The organism is Hallella absiana, assembly GCF_025457485.1.
GTDB lineage: Bacteria > Bacteroidota > Bacteroidia > Bacteroidales > Bacteroidaceae > Prevotella > Prevotella absiana.
Genome location: NZ_JAMXSP010000028.1, coordinates 1 through 18,156, shown reverse-complemented (window position 1 = coordinate 18,156; position 18,156 = coordinate 1). Strand labels below are relative to the sequence as shown.

Below are 18,156 nucleotides of genomic sequence, written 5' to 3'. Positions count from 1 at the left end.
GTATAAATGTTACCGTATACCTTTATATATACATACCGGGTAACTTATCAATACATGCGGAATACCTTATACATATATATATGATATAACGAAGAAAAGAACATAGATTTATCATTATGGAGATAAAGATTCAATCACTGGACACGATCCGCGAGGCGGCTCGTGAGTTTATCAAAGCCATGGGCGAGCACACCGTGTTTGCCTTCTACGGCAAGATGGGAGCGGGAAAGACCACTTTCATCAAAGCCATCTGTGAAGAGTTGGGTGTAGAGGACGTCATCACTTCCCCCACATTCGCCATTGTCAACGAGTATCGTTCTTCCACGACCGACGAGCTCATCTACCATTTCGACTTCTATCGCATCAAGAAGTTGGAGGAGGTCTACGACATGGGCTACGAAGACTACTTCTATAGTGGTGCGCTCTGCTTCCTGGAGTGGCCGGAGCTCATCGAGGACATCCTGCCCGGCGATGCCGTGAAGGTCACGATCGCTGAGCAACCCGACGGCTCACGTCTCGTCACCTTCTAAGTGTGCGCTTGCGCGGCCACTGCTGTCATCTCTGCGTGGGACTCTGGCTTAGAGATGGCAGATGCCAGTGCCGCGGCAGCCTTCTTTCGTGTCGCGTCAGTCTTCTTCCGTGCAGTGTCTGTCGGATCCTTTGTCCGCGAGTGGCTTTTAAGGTTTTTAGAGCCGTTTTATCTTTTGTTTGAAAAGTTTGGGATTCTCAACTTTATTGTTTAATTTTGCAAACAGAATTAATCACGTTACAAAATAGAAAGGTAAAGCAATGGAAGTAGAAATTACAACCAAGAATTTCGAGACTTATAAAAATGGCGAGCTGCCATTGGTAGTAGATCTCTGGGCAACATGGTGCGGTCCCTGCCGTATGGTGGCTCCGATCATCTCTGAGCTGGCACAGGAGTACGACGGCAAGCTTGTTGTCGGCAAGTGCGACGTTGAAGAGAACGACGACATCGCCATGGAGTTTGGCGTGCGCAACATTCCTACCGTGCTGTTCTTCAAGGGCGGTCAGCTCGTCGACAAGTTTGTCGGTGCAGCCTCCAAGGACAAGTTCGAGGAGAAGTTCAAGGCTCTGTTGGAAAAGTAAACGATTGGCGGCAAGCCAAAGAAAAGAGATAGAGGAGAGCAGCCTACGGGGTGCTCTCCTCTTTTTTGTTCATCGTGTATAGAGTTCACGAGCATCTTTTGGGCTGTTAACGTTCCATCATCGATGAAATTAAGAATATACTCGAATATAAAGAATATTATTGATATCGTGTCGATCGTATAGAGAGTTACATATTCATATTCTTTATATTCGTTGATCTTCTTTATTCCGCATAGCGGAGCGTCAAACTCCAAGACAATGTATATTCGTGAAAGGGCTTACTCCGCATTCTTCTTGTATTTCGAAGGCAGGTAGCCATAGAGATCCTTGAAGCATCGCGAGAAGTAGCGGGTGGAAGAGAAGCCCACCTTGTAGCTGATCTCAGCGATGCTCAACTGGCTTTGCACCAGCAATCGTTCAGCATGGCGCAGTCGTACGAGGCGTATGAATTCGCTTGGTGTCTTGCCCGTCACGCTGACCAGTCGCCGATAGAGTTGCACACGGCTCATGGCCAGGTCATCACTCATCTGCTCCACGGTGAGTTCCGAGTCGCTGAGATGTTCCTCGACGTAGAGTGTCGCCTTGTCGATAAAAACCTCATCCTGTGGTGTGATCGTTGGTTTGCTGATCTTTGGATCTACTTTGCCGTTGTCGACGATGCGTCCTTGTTTGAGCAACTGGTCGATGTGCAGTTTGAAGAGGTCCATGCTGAATGGCTTCTTGATATAGTCGTCGGCCCCGCATTCGCGGCTCTCGATTTCATTCTCATCGGCCAGTCTTGCGGTGAGCATCATCACGGGCAGATGATGTGTTCGGTCGTTTCCCTTAATTTGCCGGCACAGTTCGTTACCATCCATCTCTGGCATCATCACATCGGTGATCACCAGGTCGGGCATCTCATGATGGATGACCTCGAGTGCCAGCTTGCCGTTTACAGAGCAGAGAATCCGATAGGAGGCTTGCAGTTCTGTTTTGAGAAAGTTGAGAAAGTCGGGATTGTCGTCGACGAGTAGCAGTGTGGGCTGATGCTCATTAGTGTCAGATCGTTCACTGTCGGCAGTGTTACAAACAGCAAAAGAGTCTTGCGCCATGCCGGCGTTGCCCAGGGCCTGGACATATCCGTCTCCCTCCACTTGCAAATCTTTTGCCGGCAGCACGATGGTGAAGCGTGTGCCCCCTCCCTTGTTGTCCTCCACCTTGATGGTTCCGCCAAGCATTTTGGCATATTCCCATGACAGGTTGAGTCCGATGCCGCTGCCCATCTGTTCCTTGCCATCCTCTCCTTGATAGAAGCGCTCAAAGAGATGAGCCTTGTCCTGGTCGCTGATTCCCGGCCCGTTGTCCGCCACGCTGATGATCACCTGGCGATGGTCCTCAAGGCTGATGGTGACGTCGACGCGCCCACCTTGTGGCGTGAACTTATAGGCATTTGACAGCAGGTTGGTGACCATCCTGTCTACTTTACCTTTGTCAAACGCCAGTGTGAGTCGGGCCACGTCGGTATGGAACGTCAGCGTGATGGCTTTTTCTGACAGCGAGGCAAACGGTTCGCACAGCTCATGCACGAAAGTGATCAGGTCGCCCGTGCTGAGAGCAATCTTTTCTTTTCCTCGCATGATGCGTCTGAGGTCCAGCATTTTGTTGACCATCATCAGCAGTTGGTGTGCATTGCGGTTGATGAGGTGAAGCCTATGGAGCGTTGCCGTGTCGTAGTTTTGCTTCATCATGCTCTCTATGGGCGCAATGATGAGAGTCAGTGGAGTGCGCAGCTCGTGGCTGATATTGGTGAAGAAGACCATCTTGGCCTCTTCGATCTCTTTTTGCTTCTTGAGTTCCATTTTCTCCAACTCATTCGTTCTGCGTAGTCTCCACCTTCTGCGTCCGTTCCAAACAGCCAAGACTGCCAACGTCAGATAGATGAGCAGTGCCCATGGTTGCAGGTAAAATGGTTGTCGGATCACAATGCTCATCTGTTCAATCTGCTGTGAGGGCAGGCCGTTGGCATCGGTCAGTCTGACTTCCAAGGTGTATTTTCCTGGAGAGAGATTGGTCAGATGCACACAGGGATCATTGCCGGACGCGACAGACCACTGCTTTTCCTCACCACGAAGACGATAGAGTATCTGTGGCTGAGTCTGCTGTCCTGCGAGTGTCGTGGCCAGTTGTATGGTAAATGTGTTTTCGTCGTGGTTGAGTACCAGCTTGCGCAGGCTGTTGAGCGACTGCGTGAGGACTACGTGTCCATTGATCGAGTCACCCACGCCCACGACATGGTCAAAGAGCGTCAGGCCACTGAAGATCAGATGTGCTTTGCTTTGTTGCTGTCGGGCTTTCCAGGGCAGTACGATGTTGATGCCGTCGATGCCACCCACAAGTACGCGGCCGTCGCGCAGGCAGAGAATGGACCGTTTGTTGAACAATCGGTTTTGCAAGCCACCTGCATGACCGTAAGGTGTGACAAGGTACCGGCTGCCGTCTTTACTTTGTTGGACCGAGATGCGCATGAGGCCGTTACTCGTGCTGGCCCAGATGTTATGGTAGTGGTCCTCGGCGAGTGCACAGACCTCGGTATGGGAATTTTGGTTTTGCAGGTTCACCTCGTTGAGCTGTTGTCCGTTGGGCTCAAGGACGTTCAGTCCGGAAGTGTTGGCAATCCACAGTCGGGCATTGGTGTCGTAGAGTACTTGGTTGACAGACAGACTTGTGAGTTTGTTGCCTTTCGGGTCTCCAGACTGTCCGATGTTCTGAAATCTGTGCTTTCCCGGGCGGAGCAGCGAGATGCCCTGTGAGTGTCCGATGGCCAGGGTGCCGTCGGCAGCCACCGACAGACTGGAGAGGTAGTCAGAGGTGATGTTGCTGTTGCGGGTGTTGTAGGTGGTGAACTTACCGCTTTGGCAGTCCAGAATCTGTAGTCCGCCACCGAGCGTGGCGATGGCGATACTTCCATCATGCAGTTGTGCCAGCGCCCATACGCTGTTGATGGCAAGCTGGGAGTTGTGTTGCCGGTAGGTGGTCCATCTGCCGTCTTTGAGGTGGGCGAGTCCGCCCTGATAGGATCCGAACCATAGGCTGCCGTCCTTGTCGGTCAGGGCTGCGACGATGACCTCGGATGAGAGTCCGCTTTGTGCGGGAGAGATGTGCCGGAGGTCTTTCTTCAGATCATATCTCCAGATGCCGTTGTCGTTGGTGCCGAGCCAGATATAGCCGTCGCGTCCCTGTGTCATTGTGCAGATGTCGCCCAGGGGGATGAGTTCAAAGAGGCTATGCTGTGTGGCGCGCACGGCCATGCCCATGCGGTAGAAGCCGATCCACAGGGCGTCGTGATCGTCGACATAGAGGCATTGCAGCGTGTTGTCCGACAACGAGCGGGAGTCGGTAGGGAGGTTGAGCCAATGATTCAACTCCTTTCCCTTCTTGTCGAGCATGACCAGTCCGTTGTGGTCTGTGGCGAGCAGCACATGCCCCCCGTGGTCCAAGGCCACGTCGTTGACTGGTCTGTCGTAGACGAGTCTCCATGCGTGAGTACCGCGTTGGTAGCAGTAGGCTTTGTTTTCGGCCCAAGCCCATCGGTTGCCCTGCCGGTCGCAGATGGTGTGATAATGCTGGTTGGGTGTGGCGTCGTGGTTGGGAATGTAGTGGTCAGTCCATGCTATCGTGCCGCTATTGCGGTCGACCCACGCCATGGCGCCGCTGCTGTAGACCAGACATAATCCTTTCTCCTCGGCATGGATGGAGTTGATATTGTTGAGCTGTCGTGGGCTCACCTTCATCGCCGTTGCGTGGCACCGCTGAAAATCATAGTAGTAGAGCTTGTTAGGATTGATCGCCAAAATCCAGAGATTATGTTTTTCGTCAGTGTCCATCATCAGCAAATGCCCGCCGACATGGTGCTGATGCAACCATTGGTCAGTGTTTCTGTTGACTTGTTCTGTCTTAGGATTGAAGCGGCAGTGTCCTGCCGGCGTGTTGGCCCACAGTTGTCCCTCAGCATCCTCGTAGAGGTTGAGAATGTTGTTGTCGGGTAGCGTGCGGGCGTCTTTGGGGTTGGCGTAAAAGGTTCGTATGCGAAAGCCGTCATAGCGGTTGAGGCCTTGTGGCGTGCCTGCCCAAATGTATCCTTCGTGACTTTTAAGGATACAGTTGACCTTGTTGTCCGACAGTCCGTTGTTGTAGGTCAGTCGGAAAAAGTGTGGCACCTCGTCCTGCGCGCGGGCAGGGAGGCAGCCGGTCAGCAATAGCGTTAAAATCCATATAGTTTTCAGTCGTTGATAACAGTTCATGTTAAGGAGTCTTTGCGTCCGTAAAGTTACAAAAATAAATGGAATTGACAAAATCTATAACGATGAACGGGACGAAAAAGAAAGGTGGGAAAAGACTTGGGCATGAGCAAGACCTTTGCGCAAGCAAAGTCGTGCTATGTCAATTGTTGTATAAACTGACAATTTTCCGCCCTTGTGGCTGCGATTTTTAGGAGCAAGCAATACTTTGCCTTGATTTTCGCAATTTTAGGCGGTTTTCTGTAAATTATTGACGGATAGCCAATTACGTACGCTTCCTGTTTTTTAAGCAAGAAAAAAGGTACTTTGACGATGGAATTCTTATATAGAATTCGCGTCAAAGTACCTTTTTCTTGTTGTCATCTCAGTTGTTTCTACCGGTCATCTAAGTGTTTTGACCTCGAGAAACCAGTTAGATGACCGAGTCATCTCAGTGCTTTCTCACGTCCGCTCCATCTTGATGAGCCCTTTTCGCTTGTTTTTCCTGTTTTTCAGTCGGATGGTCTTTCTGGAAGGAGCAGTCGCGGTGATGAACTTTTGTAATTAATTATTGCGGATACACCATATTGGCGTCAGTCATCTTCATGAGCACCTCGTCGAGGAACTTGCGGGCTTCCCAGCGTGCCATCGGCAGGTCGTGGAGCAGGTAGTTGCCGCAGTCGCGCGGAGCAGCGCCGGGGATTTCGCCCTCGAAGTCGGCGATGAAGCGGAAGGTGCGCTGCATGAGCGGCACGATGTCCTTGGGCTCGAGGTCGCCACGAAGCAAGAGATAGTTACCCGTCAGGCAGCCCATCGGCCCCCAGTAGATCACGCGGTCCTTCCACTCCTCGTCGTTTCTGAGGAATGTGGCGGCGAGATGCTCGATGGTGTGCAGGGCACCGGCGTGGACAACCGGCTCGCGGTTGGGTTCTTTCATGCGTATGTCGAAGGTGGTGACCACCTCGTTGCCCACCTCGTCCTTGCGCGAGACATAGATGCCGCGCAGGAGCTTCTCGTGGTTGATGGTAAAGGATGGAATCTTATTCATGTTTTTGTATGTGTTTATACTTTTGTGTTATCACCGTTGTCAGCGAGTTTCTTGAGGAAGTCGCGCGTCATCTCGAAGCTGCCCTCAGCCATGCGGTTCCAGAAATCGAAGTACTGCGAGGCGTTGGTGTCCTTGAGCGGCACGTCGCTGATGATGCGGAACGAGATGAACGGCGTCTTATAGATGGAGCACGTCTGGGCGATGGCACAACTCTCCATGTCCACAGCCGTGGCATTGGGGAAGTGCTCCATGATGGCCTGCATCTTCTCGCGCCTGTCGACAAACCAGTCGCCGCTGACGGTGAGCCCCTTGACGACCTTGGCGCCCTCCGCCATCTTGATGCTCAAGGCGGTGTCTACAAGATCCTTGGGAGCCTTGAAGCGTGTGGGCATACCCATGACCTGACCATAGGCGACGTCGTTGCCGCAGTAGACATCGTGGTAGACACACTCCGAGGCGACGACCACGTCGAGCGGGTTGAGGGCAACGTCGGCACCGCCGGCGCAGCCCGTGGAGATGACCAGGTCGGGCGCGTAGTTGTCGATCATCTCCACGGCACCAATGGCAGCATTTACCTTTCCTATGCCACACTGCTGCATGATGATCTCGGTCTGACCAATATATCCCCGGATGAAATCCTTGTGATGATGACGCTCGGTCTGCGTCTCGTCGAGCAATGTCTTGAGTTGTGTGAACTCCTTGTCCATTGCGACAATGATGCCAATCTTTCTCACTTATCGATGATTTTTGTTATTCCTCTGTACTCGTAAACTCTTTTGCACGGACAGAAATGCGATGCAAAGTTACAAAAAAAAGGTATTATGTCGACTTTTAACGTCTGCTTTTTAACTATCAGCGAAAAAATATGTAACTTTGCCCATAGAATATAAACGTTTATAGAATATTATGTTATGGAAACATTGAAGAAATGGTTGCCGGACATCCTGGCCGTCATCCTCTTTGCCGTCATCGGCTTTGTCTACTTCATGCCTGCTGACATCGACGGCAGAGTCCTCTACCGCGAAGACTCCTCGGCAGGTCGCGGACTCGGTCAGGAGAGCAAACTCTATCTCGAAAAGACCGGCGAGCGCACCCGCTGGACCAATTCCGCCTTCAGCGGTATGCCCACCTATCAGGTCTCGCCGTCCTATACCTCGACCAACGTCCTGGGCAAGATGGAGAATGCCTACCACCTCTGGCTGCCTGAAAACGTGTGGTTTGTCTTTGCCTATCTCTTGGGCTTCTACATCCTGCTGCGCGCCTTCGACTTCAAGCAGTACCTTGCTGTGCTGGGCTCCATCCTGTGGGCTTTCTCCAGCTATTTCTTCATCATCATTGCCGCAGGCCATATCTGGAAGGTCATGGCGCTGGCCTATCTGCCGCCGATGATCGCCGGACTGGTGCTCAGCTACCGCGGCAAATATCTGTGGGGACTGATCGTAACGGCGATCTTCACCGCCTTTGAGATCAATGCCAATCACGTGCAGATGACCTACTACTATCTCTTCATCATCCTCTTCATGGTCATCGCCTGGCTCGTCATGGCCATCCGTGACAAGAAGTTGCCGCAGTTTGTCAAGGGCTCGGTGGTCTGTGCCGTCGGTGCCCTGCTCGGCGTGCTGATTAATATCTCCAATCTCTATCACACGTGGGAATACACCAAGGAGAGTATGCGTGGAAAGAGTGAACTGGTGAAGAAGAACTCCAGCAACCAGACCAACAGTGGCCTCGACCGCGACTATATCACGCAGTGGAGCTACGGCATAGGAGAGACATGGACGCTTCTCGTGCCCAACACCAAGGGTGGCGCCTCCGTGCCACTGTCGCAGAACGCCAAGGCCATGGAGAAAGCCGATCCTAACTTCATGCAGATCTATCAGCAGTTGGGACAGTACTGGGGCGACCAGCCTGGAACGAGTGGCCCGGTGTATGTCGGCGCCTTCGTGCTGATGCTCTTCATCCTTGGATTGTTCATCGTGAAGGGTCCGATGAAGTGGGCTTTGTTAGGTGCCACCATCCTGAGCATCCTGCTTTCGTGGGGCCGTAACTTCATGGGCTTCACCAATTTCTTCCTTGACTACATCCCGATGTACGCCAAGTTCCGTACGGTGGCTTCCATCCTCGTTATCGCCGAATTCACGATACCGTTGCTCGCCATGATGGCCTTGAAGAAGATCATCGACGAGCCGGAGATCCTCAAGACCAAGATTCGCTGGGTGTGGGTGAGCTTCGCGCTGACCGGCGGCATTGCCCTGCTCTTCTGGCTGATGCCTACGGTGTTCTTCCCCGACTATATCTCGGTTCAGGAAAACCAGGCCCTGGCACAGATCCCGGCCGAATATCTCGGTCCGCTGAAATCCAATCTGAGTGCTATTCGCGAGTATATCTTCAGCTCCGATGCCCTGCGCTCGTTTATCATCGTGGCGCTCGGCACGGCACTGCTCATGCTCTATAAGTATAAGAAGCTCAACGCCAAGATGCTCGTGGGCTGTGTGACGGTGCTCTGCCTCGTGGATATGTGGCAGGTCAACAAGCGCTATCTCAACGACGGCATGTTTGTTGAGGCCAGCGTGCGCAACAGCGACCAGCCGATGACAGCCACCGACCGGCAGATCCTCAAGGACAAGGGACTGGACTATCGTGTGCTGAATCTTGCGTCGAATACGTTCAACGAGAACGAGACCTCTTATTATCACAAGAGCATCGGCGGCTATCATCCTGCCAAGCTGCGCCGCTATCAGGAGATGATCGATGCCTATATCGCTCCCGAGATGCAGAAGATGATGCCTGCCATCTCGAAGGTCGGTGGTGACATGACCAAGGTCGACGGATCGAAAGAGTGGCCGGTGCTGAATATGCTCAATGCCAAATACTTCATCCTGCCCTTGCAGAGCGGACAGACGGTGCCCTTGCAGAATCCTTATGTTCAGGGCAACGCGTGGTTTGTGGACAAGGTCGACTATGTCGACAATGCCAACCAGGAGATCGACCGCGTGGGCAAGATCGACCTGCACCACGAGGCTGTCGCTGACAGGCAGTTCAGCGAGCAACTCGGCAAAGCCGTCAAGCAGGACGGCACCTCCATGGCGGTCATCAAAAGCTACGAACCCAACCACCTGACCTATGAGGTGAACTCCGACAAGGGCGGCGTGCTCGTGTTCTCCGAGATCTACTATCCCGAGTGGACGGCAACCGTCGACGGACAGAAGGCTGAGCTGGGACGCGTGAACTATATCCTGCGCGCCTTGAATGTGAAGCCCGGCAAGCATGAGGTCGTCCTTGACTTCCATCCCGCTTCCATCCGCACGACCGAGACACTGGCCTACTGCTCTTATGGCATCCTTGCCCTGCTGATTGCGGCAGGAGCCTTTATGGCGCGCCGCAAGAACAAGGAGAAGGAATAACGTATCTTACACCTTATTATATATATAGCATATTGATTAGATCATTATTTTTCGACATCGACGGCACCTTGGTGAGCTTTCGCACACATCGCATCCCACAAGCTACCGTCGATGCACTCACTGAGGCGAAGGCTCGTGGCGTGAAGATTTTCATCTCCACGGGCCGGCCTATACAGTTCATCACCAACCTCTCGCAGATCGAGCATCTCATCGACGGCTACATCACGACCAATGGCGCTTATTGCTTTGTGGGCGACGACACGGTAAGCCGTCATGCTATCGATCCTGCTGACGTGCAGAAAATCCTTGATGCCTGCGACCGTTTCAATCGGGCTGCCGTCGTTGTTGGACAGAAGACCATTGCCGTCTACAACCGTCAGCCTATCGTGGACAAGAGCTTCGGGGAAGGGCTGGGACTGACAAACATCGACTTCGACGAACTCAGCAACGTGCTCCAGCAGGTCATCCTGCAGGTGACGCCGTTTATCACTGACGAGGAAGAGGCTCAGCTCATGCCCACGATACCCCATTGTGTCGGCGGTCGCTGGACCAAGGAATTCGTTGACATCACTCAGGAAAACGCCGACAAGGGCAAAGGGCTCGTGGCCATGGCAGCCTATGAGCACTTCCGCATCGACGAGACGATGGCTTTTGGCGACGGTGGCAACGACATCCCCATCATCCGGCAGGCCGGTATCGGCGTGGCAATGGGCAATGCCACCGACAACGTCAAGGCTGTGGCTGACTACGTCACCACGGCTGTCGACGACGAGGGTGTGAAGAATGCCCTCATACATTTTGGTGTCATCAAAGGCTGAAAACAGCGCTTTAGGAATGTATATTCGTCGAAAATAACGTGAAAACGACGCTTCTTTAAGAAAAAAGCAGTAATTTTGCGAGTAATATCATTAGATTAGGACATACATGGAAAAACTTGTTATCAACTCCTTTGAGGAGTTTGCTTCTCACGAGGGACAACAATTAGGTATATCAGACTGGTTGCTGGTGGACCAGAACCGCATCAATCAGTTCGCCGACGCCACACTCGACCATCAGTGGATCCACGTCGATGTGGAGCGCGCCAAGCAGGAGAGCCCCTATAAGAGCACGATTGCTCATGGCTATCTGACCCTTTCGCTGCTGCCCCATCTGTGGGGACAGATCATCGAGGTCAACCATCTGAAGATGATGGTCAACTATGGTATGGACAAGATGCGCTTTGGCGTGCCTGTCATCACCGGCAGCCGCATCAGACTGAATGCCAAGCTCGACAAGATCGAAAACCTGCGCGGCATCTGCAAGGCTTATATCGGCTTCAAAATAGAAATTGAGGGCCAGCGCAAGCCTGCTCTGCAGGGTGAGGCTCAGTTCCTCTATTATTTTGAATAGATCATGGATCATTTACCTAAAGACCCGGCAATGCTCGTTTCGGCAGTGAACATGCTGTTGCGCGACGAAGAGTTTGACTCGCTGTCTGAGCTTTGCTATACTTTTAATTGTGAACCGGCCCATCTCAAGAGCTATCTCGCTGAGCACGGCTTCTCATGGAACGAGAGTCAGAAGCAGTTCAAAGAGAGCTGAATGATGTCTCGACAGGAGATGGACTGAAGATTTCAACAATTTCTTAATTCGAAATTACTATGTGTGGAATAGTAGGATACATTGGCCAGCGTCAGGCCTATGACATATTGATCGGTGGACTCCACCGCCTGGAATACCGTGGTTACGACTCTGCCGGTGTGGCACTGATCAATGGCGAAGACCAACTCAATGTTTATAAGGCCAAGGGTAAGGTCGCTGACCTGGAGACAGCTGCCGCCGGCAAGGACTGCTCGGGTACGGTGGGTATCGCACATACCCGATGGGCTACTCACGGAGAGCCTTCGGTACGCAACGCTCACCCGCACGTGTCAGACTCCGGCAACATCGTCATCGTGCACAATGGTATCATTGAGAACTACACCATCCTGCGCAAACAGCTGGCCGCGAAGGGCTTCACCTTCAAAAGTGACACAGATACCGAGGTGCTCGTGCAACTCATACAGTATGCTCAGGACAAGCACAAATGCTCACTGGCAGAAGCTGTGCGCCACGCGCTGAACAAATGCATCGGTGCTTACGCCATTGCCGTACTCGACCGACGCGACCCTAATACCCTCGTGGCAGCCCGCAAAGGCTCTCCGCTCGTCGTGGGTATCGGCAAAGACGACAGTGAGTTCTTTATTGCCTCAGATGCTACGCCAATCGCAGGCTACACTCAGAACGTTGTGTACCTCGATGATGAGCAGATCGCCGTGTGCCAGCCTGACAAGGAATTGAAGATCATCGATCTGAAAAACAAGAAGGTGGATGTTAGCGTCAAGCAGATCGACATGGATCTCGACATGCTCGACCGTGGCGGGTTCCCCCATTTCATGCTCAAGGAGATCTTTGACCAGCCGCGTTGTCTGCGTGACTGCATGAGCGGCCGCCTCTTCGACGACAAGGTCATCCTTTCAGCCGTGCGCAACAACCGCGCCCGTCTGCTCTCCGCTACGCGCTTCATCATCGTGGCCTGTGGTACGAGTTGGCACGCCGGTCTCATCGGCAAGCAGCTCATCGAACACTATTGCAAGATTCCCGTGGAGGTGGACTACGCCTCGGAGTTTCGTTATCGCGACCCCGTGATCCTGCCTACCGACGTGGTCATCGCCATCTCGCAGAGCGGTGAGACCGCTGACACGCTCGCTGCTATCAAGTTGGCCAAGGAGCGTGGCGCGTTTATCTTTGGTATTGTCAATGCCGTGGGCTCCAGCATCGCACGTGAGACCGACACAGGTATCTACATCCACGTAGGTCCCGAGATCGGTGTGGCCTCGACAAAAGCCTTCACCGGTCAGCTCACCTGTCTGACGCTGCTCGCCTTGGCACTCGCCAACGCAAAGGGTACCGTCGGTCATGATGAGTTCGTCAGCCTGACGAAAGAACTGGGGCAGATTCCTGACAAGATCGACAAGATGCTTAAGGAGAATGATTGCATCAAGCAGTTGGCCCGCACCTATACCTATGCTACCAACTTCCTATACCTCGGTCGCGGATGGAACTATCCCGTGGCCTTGGAGGGAGCGTTGAAGTTGAAGGAGATCAGCTATATCCATGCTGAGGGTTATCCCGCCGCAGAGATGAAGCATGGTCCTATCGCACTGGTGGACAATATGATGCCGGTGCTCTTTGTGGCTACACACCACGAGGGCTACGAAAAGGTTGTCTCCAACATGCAGGAGGTGAAGGCGCGTGGCGGCCGCATCATTGCTGTAGTCACTGAGGGCGATACCGAGGTGCAGAAGATCGCTGATGAGGTGATCAATGTCCCATCGACATTGGCACCATTGGCACCGCTGCTCACCGTGATCCCCTTGCAGTTGCTCGCTTACCACATTGCCGTGGAGAAGGGACTGAACGTCGACCAGCCGCGAAACCTCGCCAAGAGTGTGACCGTAGAGTAGGGGAGTGGCGCAGCTCTCTGTTGCCTCTCCTTATTTATATATAAGCAATATAGATTATGCAATATTTCATTGTCATCAACGACGTACAGCAGGGTCCGTTCAGCATTGACGAACTGCGTCAGCGCAATATCACTTCCGACACGCTCGTGTGGGCCGAGGGAATGCCGCAATGGGTACCGGCCTGGCAGGTCGAGGAACTGCGTCCGCTCTTCTATGCCGACGCTCAGACCTCTCAGACCGCTGCTCCTCAGCAGATTCCGACGCCTCCGCCATACGGAACACAAAATGGTGCTCAATCTGGCAATACACCGGACGATAACTATCAGGGAACCAATGCGGGCGATACCATGCAACCGCCTTATCAGCCGGAAAAGAGCAATCGCAAGAAGGTGCTCACCTATGTGGGTATCGCTGTAGCCATCTTGCTTCTGATCATGGCGATTACCAATCCCTCAAAGGATGAGCACCGTCAGGTCATCAAAGACCATATCACTGCCGGATTTAACCGCGGACTGAACGATGGCGACAACGGCGGGTTGGCCTCACTGGCCTCTTCTATGATCTCGGCATTAGCCGCTCCGGTCATCAACAGTGCCATCGACAACCTGCTGCAATACCACAACTATGTCTTCTGGTCCACGACCACGATCGACATTCCGGGCGCAGGCGAGCAGCGTACGTCCTTGGGTATCTTCGGTAAGGTGTTCACCTCTGACGAGGCTACCATCGCTGAGGCTGTGGCGAAAGCTACGGGTGGCAAGGACGACGAAGAGGACTCCACATCTACAACTATCTTCACCAGTGGTGACAACAACGGTGATGACAATGGTGGCGACGTCACTCAGGAGGTTACCGACACCCTCAAGTCGATGGGCAACAAGGTCGGTCGCACGGTCGTGCACCGTGTCAGCCGGGAGGTGAGCAAGGAGATCAAGAAGGAAATCAACCAAAACACAGATAGTACTACGGCATCGGGGCTCAGCAAGATTATCGATGCTGTAGAGAGTTTCCTCAAAGGGCTCTGATGCCCCACAGGCTTGATTCTCATAATTTTTTTTCTCACAGCTCTTTGCTTCCTCGATGTCTTTCAGCTGAAAGGGTTATGCATCCGTGTCGATCTGTGAAATCTGTGAGAAAGAACTCCGTGAGGACATTCACACAGATCTCACAGATCCCCACAGATCTTTTCTTCCGCAATGATAAATCTTCTTGATTCTTTTGTGTGAGTCTTGCAAAATCGTTAACTTTGCAATATCGGTTATTATTTTGCTACAAAAAGAGATTCTACTATGAAGAAAAGACCATTCCGATTCCTGTCTTTGGCTATTGCTGCCTTCTTCGCGATGTCGGCACAGGCTGAGGATCATCCGTTGTGGCTGCGGCATTGTGCCATCTCGCCCGACGGTACGCAGATTGCCTTCTGCTATAAAGGCGACATCTTCACAGTGCCTGCCGCAGGTGGACAGGCACGACAACTGACGTCTAACGCTGCCTATGACGGCAATCCCGTCTGGAGTCCCAACGGACAGCAGATTGCATTCATGTCCAACCGCGAAGGAAGTATGGACATCTATGTCATGAGTAAAGACGGAGGTACGCCCAAACGGCTGACGACGGACAGCGGCGACGAGACGCCGATCATTTGGCGCGACAACAGTCACGTGCTTTTCTCGGCTGCTCTGTGGACAGAGCCGAAGTCGATCATCTTCCCGTCACGACAATTCCCGCAGGTCTATGAAGTCGACGTCAACGGCTCACGACCGGTGAAGTTTTCCGACATCACGATGGAAGACATGAGTCTCAACGCCAAGGGACAGATTCTCTATCACGACAAGAAAGGCTATGAGGACACGTGGCGGAAACACCATACTTCTCCTATCACACGTGACATCTGGCTCGACGACAATGGCAAGTTCACGAAGCTGACGTCGTTCAAGGGCGAGGACCGCAACCCGGTGTGGAACAGCAAGGGCGATGGTTTTTGGTATTTGTCTGAGCAGGACGGTACGTTCAACGTCTATCAACGACCTTTGCAGGGCAACAGCGCGACGCAGCTGACCCATTTCAGTGGTAATCCGGTGCGCTTCCTCTCTGCTTCGAAGGGAGGAAAACTCTGCTTCTCACAGAATGGGGAACTCTATACGCTTGTACCCGGACAGCAGCCACAGAAGGTCAACGTCTCGATAGTTGCAGACTCTAACGACAAGGATGTGGTGCGCCGCACACTGACAGATGGCGCCACGGAGTTCTGTCTCTCACCCTCGGGCAAGGAGATTGCGTTTATCGATCACGGCGATGTCTTTGTCACCTCTACCGACTATAAGACGACGAAGCAGATTACCGATACGCCAGAGCAGGAGAGAAACCTCAGCTTCTCGCCTGACGGACGCTCACTCGTCTACGCTTCTGAGCGCAACGGTCTTTGGCAGGTATATATGACAAAGATCAAAGATGCCAAGGATAAACAGTTTACCTATGCCGGCGACTTGGTGGAGGAACAACTTGTGAAGAGCAACCGGACCTCGTTCATGCCGAAGTTCAGTCCTGACGGTAAGACGGTGGCGTTTGTCGAAGATCGTGGTACGCTGAAGTCTGTCGATGTAAAGAACCATGCTGTCAAGACGCTCATGGACGGCAAATATATCTTCTCATATTCTGATGGAGACATTGACTATCAGTGGAGCCCCGACTCGCGCTGGATCATCACCAACTATATTGGTAATGGTGGATGGAACAATGCCGATGTCGCCCTGGTGCCTGCCGACGGTTCGCAAAAGGTCGTGGACCTCACGGAAAGCGGATACAACGACGGCGCGGCACGCTGGGCTTTGGGTGGAAAGGCTATCGCCTTCGCCTCGGACCGTGCCGGTTACCGCAGTCATGGCAGTTGGGGTGCTGAGCAGGATGTCTATCTGATGTTTCTGGACCTCGATGCTTATGAGCGGTTCCAGATGACTAAGGAGGAGAAGGAACGCTTCGATGAAGCACAGAAGGAGAAGAAAAAGGAAGAAGACAAGGATAAGGATAAGAAGAAAAACAAAAAAGGCAAGAAGCCGCAGAAGAAAGATGAGAAGGATGTCAAGGCGAAGCCTTTGCGCTTTGACACGGAGAATTGTCGTGACCGCATCGTCCGTCTGACCGTCAACTCATCGGATCTTGGAGACTTTATCCTCTCGCCCGGTGGTGATACGCTCTACTATGAGGCTCGCTTTGAGGACGGCTATGACCTTTGGCGGCATGAGATGCGTGAGGGAAAGACCACGCTCGTGATGAAGAAAGTCAATGGCGGTGACCTGCAGGCCGACAGCACTTTCAAGAGCCTCTTTGCGATGAGCGAAGGAAGAATCAAGAAGATCGACCTGGCAAAAAGCGAGATCAAGGATGTAGTCTTTGAGGCACGCTTCAACGACAAGCCTTATCAGGAGCGCCGCTATCTCTTCGATCATATCTGGCAACAGGTGAAGGATAAGTTCTATGATCCGAAACTACATGGCGTCGACTGGCAAGGCTATCATGACAACTACGCCCGCTTCCTGCCGTATATCAACAACAATTTCGACTTCAGTGAGATGGCCTCGGAGATGCTCGGTGAGCTCAACGCCTCACATACGGGCTGCCGCTACTATCCCAATGGTGCGTCGTTGCAGACAGCTGAACTGGGTCTGCTCTATGACAGCCACTATCAGGGCGATGGACTGAAGGTAGCGGAGGTGATCAAGCGTGGGCCTTTTGCCGTAAGAAATACAGGTGTCACGCCCGGCTGCATCATCGAGAAGATAGACGGACAACGCATTCTCAGAGGCTCAGACTATACATCGTTGATGGACGGTCGTGCCGGAAAGAATCTGCGAGTGAGCGTTTATAATCCAAAGACGAACAAACACTTCGACGTTCAGGTGCGCCCGATCTCACGCAATGCGCAGCGTGAACTGCTCTATAAACGCTGGGTGGATCACAACCGTGAACTGGTCGACTCGCTGTCACATGGGCAGCTGGCTTACGTGCATGTCAAGGCAATGGACAGCGAGAGCTTCCGCACGGTATTCAGCGAACTGCTCAGTGACAAAAACCGCAACCGCAAGGCTGCCATCATCGACGAGCGCCACAATGGTGGAGGATGGCTCCACGACGATCTCTGCACGCTGCTCAGTGGGAAGGAATATCAGGAGTTCATCGCTCACGGCAAATACGTTGGACGTGATCCTTGGAACAAATGGGTGAAGCCTTCTTGCGTGATGATCTGCGAAGATGACTACAGCAATGGTCACGGCTTCCCGTTTGTGTATAAGACCCTGGGCATTGGTAAACTCGTTGGCACGCCGGTGGCCGGTACGATGACGGCTGTCTGGTGGGAGACGTTGATGGACCGTAGCCTTGTCTTCGGCATTCCACAGGTAGGCTGCCGGGATATGAACGGGCAATATGGTGAGAATCATCAGCTCGATCCTGATGTGGAAGTCTATAACACCCCTGAAGACTATCTCAACGGAGACGACGAACAGCTCAAGAAAGCTGTAGAGACAATGCTGAAATAACGGCTTTTATTCCTGCCAAAGCTTACTGGTAATCACGAATATAGTAGAGTTTCACTTTGCTATGTTCGTGATTTTTGTTCATCAGCTATTTGCCTTCTATTTGATTTACCGATGATTCTTGTTGAGCATGGGCTCGATTGCAGTTGAGTAAATCTGTGATTGTTATTAACCAGTTGTGTGCTTGGTATTAACAAGATCGTAACCATTCAATTTAGGCCGTCCTGTAATCAAACAAAAAATCCCGAGGTTATTCCCGGGATTTTTTGTATTGGTATGGCAGAAGTTGTATGATCTCATCTTCATCCATATTGTCTCTTA

At 52.5% G+C, this 18,156-nt stretch carries 12 protein-coding genes; 9 read left to right on the top strand and 3 right to left on the bottom strand.

The features are described 5' to 3' along the window. Positions 1-116: 116 nt before the first annotated feature. A complete protein-coding gene (tsaE, locus tag NG346_RS11755) occupies positions 117-530 on the top strand; it encodes a tRNA (adenosine(37)-N6)-threonylcarbamoyltransferase complex ATPase subunit type 1 TsaE (protein ID WP_154534164.1) in 414 nt (137 codons plus the stop codon). A gap of 259 nt (positions 531-789) precedes the next feature. Beyond that, positions 790-1,110: a thioredoxin gene (gene trxA / locus NG346_RS11750; protein WP_154534163.1), complete on the top strand. Its 321-nt coding sequence runs from the start codon at positions 790-792 to the stop codon at positions 1,108-1,110. Between the two features lie 278 nt (positions 1,111-1,388). On the opposite strand, the gene NG346_RS11745 is transcribed toward trxA, so the two are convergent. The 3 genes from NG346_RS11745 to NG346_RS11735 all read right to left on the bottom strand — a co-directional run bounded on the left by NG346_RS11745 (position 1,389) and on the right by NG346_RS11735 (position 7,148). Continuing rightward, positions 1,389-5,390 (bottom strand): hybrid sensor histidine kinase/response regulator transcription factor, encoded by a 4,002-nt coding sequence (locus NG346_RS11745; RefSeq protein ID WP_262280947.1) that lies wholly within the window; start codon positions 5,388-5,390, stop codon positions 1,389-1,391. Between the two features lie 544 nt (positions 5,391-5,934). Continuing rightward, complete coding sequence (locus tag NG346_RS11740) at positions 5,935-6,414, bottom strand: S-ribosylhomocysteine lyase (RefSeq protein WP_262280948.1); 480 nt, start codon at positions 6,412-6,414, stop codon at positions 5,935-5,937. A gap of 14 nt (positions 6,415-6,428) precedes the next feature. Beyond that, entirely contained in the window at positions 6,429-7,148 is a 720-nt protein-coding gene (locus NG346_RS11735; protein ID WP_262280949.1) for a 5'-methylthioadenosine/adenosylhomocysteine nucleosidase, read from the bottom strand. 177 nt (positions 7,149-7,325) lie between these two features. Here NG346_RS11735 and NG346_RS11730 point away from each other — a divergent pair, with 177 nt between their 5' ends. From NG346_RS11730 to NG346_RS11700, 7 genes are all read left to right on the top strand, one after another. Then, positions 7,326-9,818 carry a YfhO family protein gene (locus NG346_RS11730; RefSeq protein ID WP_262280950.1) on the top strand — a complete coding sequence of 831 codons (2,493 nt, stop codon included), beginning with the start codon at positions 7,326-7,328 and terminating at the stop codon, positions 9,816-9,818. 29 nt (positions 9,819-9,847) lie between these two features. Next, positions 9,848-10,636: a Cof-type HAD-IIB family hydrolase gene (locus NG346_RS11725; RefSeq protein ID WP_262280957.1), complete on the top strand. Its 789-nt coding sequence runs from the start codon at positions 9,848-9,850 to the stop codon at positions 10,634-10,636. 106 nt (positions 10,637-10,742) lie between these two features. Continuing rightward, entirely contained in the window at positions 10,743-11,207 is a 465-nt protein-coding gene (locus NG346_RS11720; protein WP_262280951.1) for a MaoC family dehydratase, read from the top strand. Between the two features lie 3 nt (positions 11,208-11,210). Further along, positions 11,211-11,399: a DUF4250 domain-containing protein gene (locus NG346_RS11715; RefSeq protein WP_262280952.1), complete on the top strand. Its 189-nt coding sequence runs from the start codon at positions 11,211-11,213 to the stop codon at positions 11,397-11,399. Positions 11,400-11,458: 59 nt separating this feature from the next. Next, on the top strand, positions 11,459-13,303 hold the full coding sequence (glmS, locus tag NG346_RS11710; protein WP_262280953.1) for a glutamine--fructose-6-phosphate transaminase (isomerizing): 1,845 nt from the start codon (positions 11,459-11,461) through the stop codon (positions 13,301-13,303). Between the two features lie 56 nt (positions 13,304-13,359). Next, positions 13,360-14,328 carry a GYF domain-containing protein gene (locus NG346_RS11705; RefSeq protein WP_262280954.1) on the top strand — a complete coding sequence of 323 codons (969 nt, stop codon included), beginning with the start codon at positions 13,360-13,362 and terminating at the stop codon, positions 14,326-14,328. Between the two features lie 264 nt (positions 14,329-14,592). Continuing rightward, entirely contained in the window at positions 14,593-17,838 is a 3,246-nt protein-coding gene (locus NG346_RS11700; protein ID WP_262280955.1) for a S41 family peptidase, read from the top strand. Positions 17,839-18,156: the final 318 nt, after the last annotated feature.

What these genes read in the sequence shown, in the direction of transcription:
- tsaE (WP_154534164.1), top strand. Translation starts at nt 117, where the DNA reads ATGGAGATAAAGATTCAATCACTGGACACGATCCGCGAGGCGGCTCGT.
- trxA (WP_154534163.1), top strand. Translation starts at nt 790, where the DNA reads ATGGAAGTAGAAATTACAACCAAGAATTTCGAGACTTATAAAAATGGC.
- NG346_RS11745 (WP_262280947.1), bottom strand. Translation starts at nt 5,390, where the DNA reads ATGAACTGTTATCAACGACTGAAAACTATATGGATTTTAACGCTATTG.
- NG346_RS11740 (WP_262280948.1), bottom strand. Translation starts at nt 6,414, where the DNA reads ATGAATAAGATTCCATCCTTTACCATCAACCACGAGAAGCTCCTGCGC.
- NG346_RS11730 (WP_262280950.1), top strand. Translation starts at nt 7,326, where the DNA reads ATGGAAACATTGAAGAAATGGTTGCCGGACATCCTGGCCGTCATCCTC.
- NG346_RS11720 (WP_262280951.1), top strand. Translation starts at nt 10,743, where the DNA reads ATGGAAAAACTTGTTATCAACTCCTTTGAGGAGTTTGCTTCTCACGAG.
- NG346_RS11715 (WP_262280952.1), top strand. Translation starts at nt 11,211, where the DNA reads ATGGATCATTTACCTAAAGACCCGGCAATGCTCGTTTCGGCAGTGAAC.
- glmS (WP_262280953.1), top strand. Translation starts at nt 11,459, where the DNA reads ATGTGTGGAATAGTAGGATACATTGGCCAGCGTCAGGCCTATGACATA.
- NG346_RS11705 (WP_262280954.1), top strand. Translation starts at nt 13,360, where the DNA reads ATGCAATATTTCATTGTCATCAACGACGTACAGCAGGGTCCGTTCAGC.
- NG346_RS11700 (WP_262280955.1), top strand. Translation starts at nt 14,593, where the DNA reads ATGAAGAAAAGACCATTCCGATTCCTGTCTTTGGCTATTGCTGCCTTC.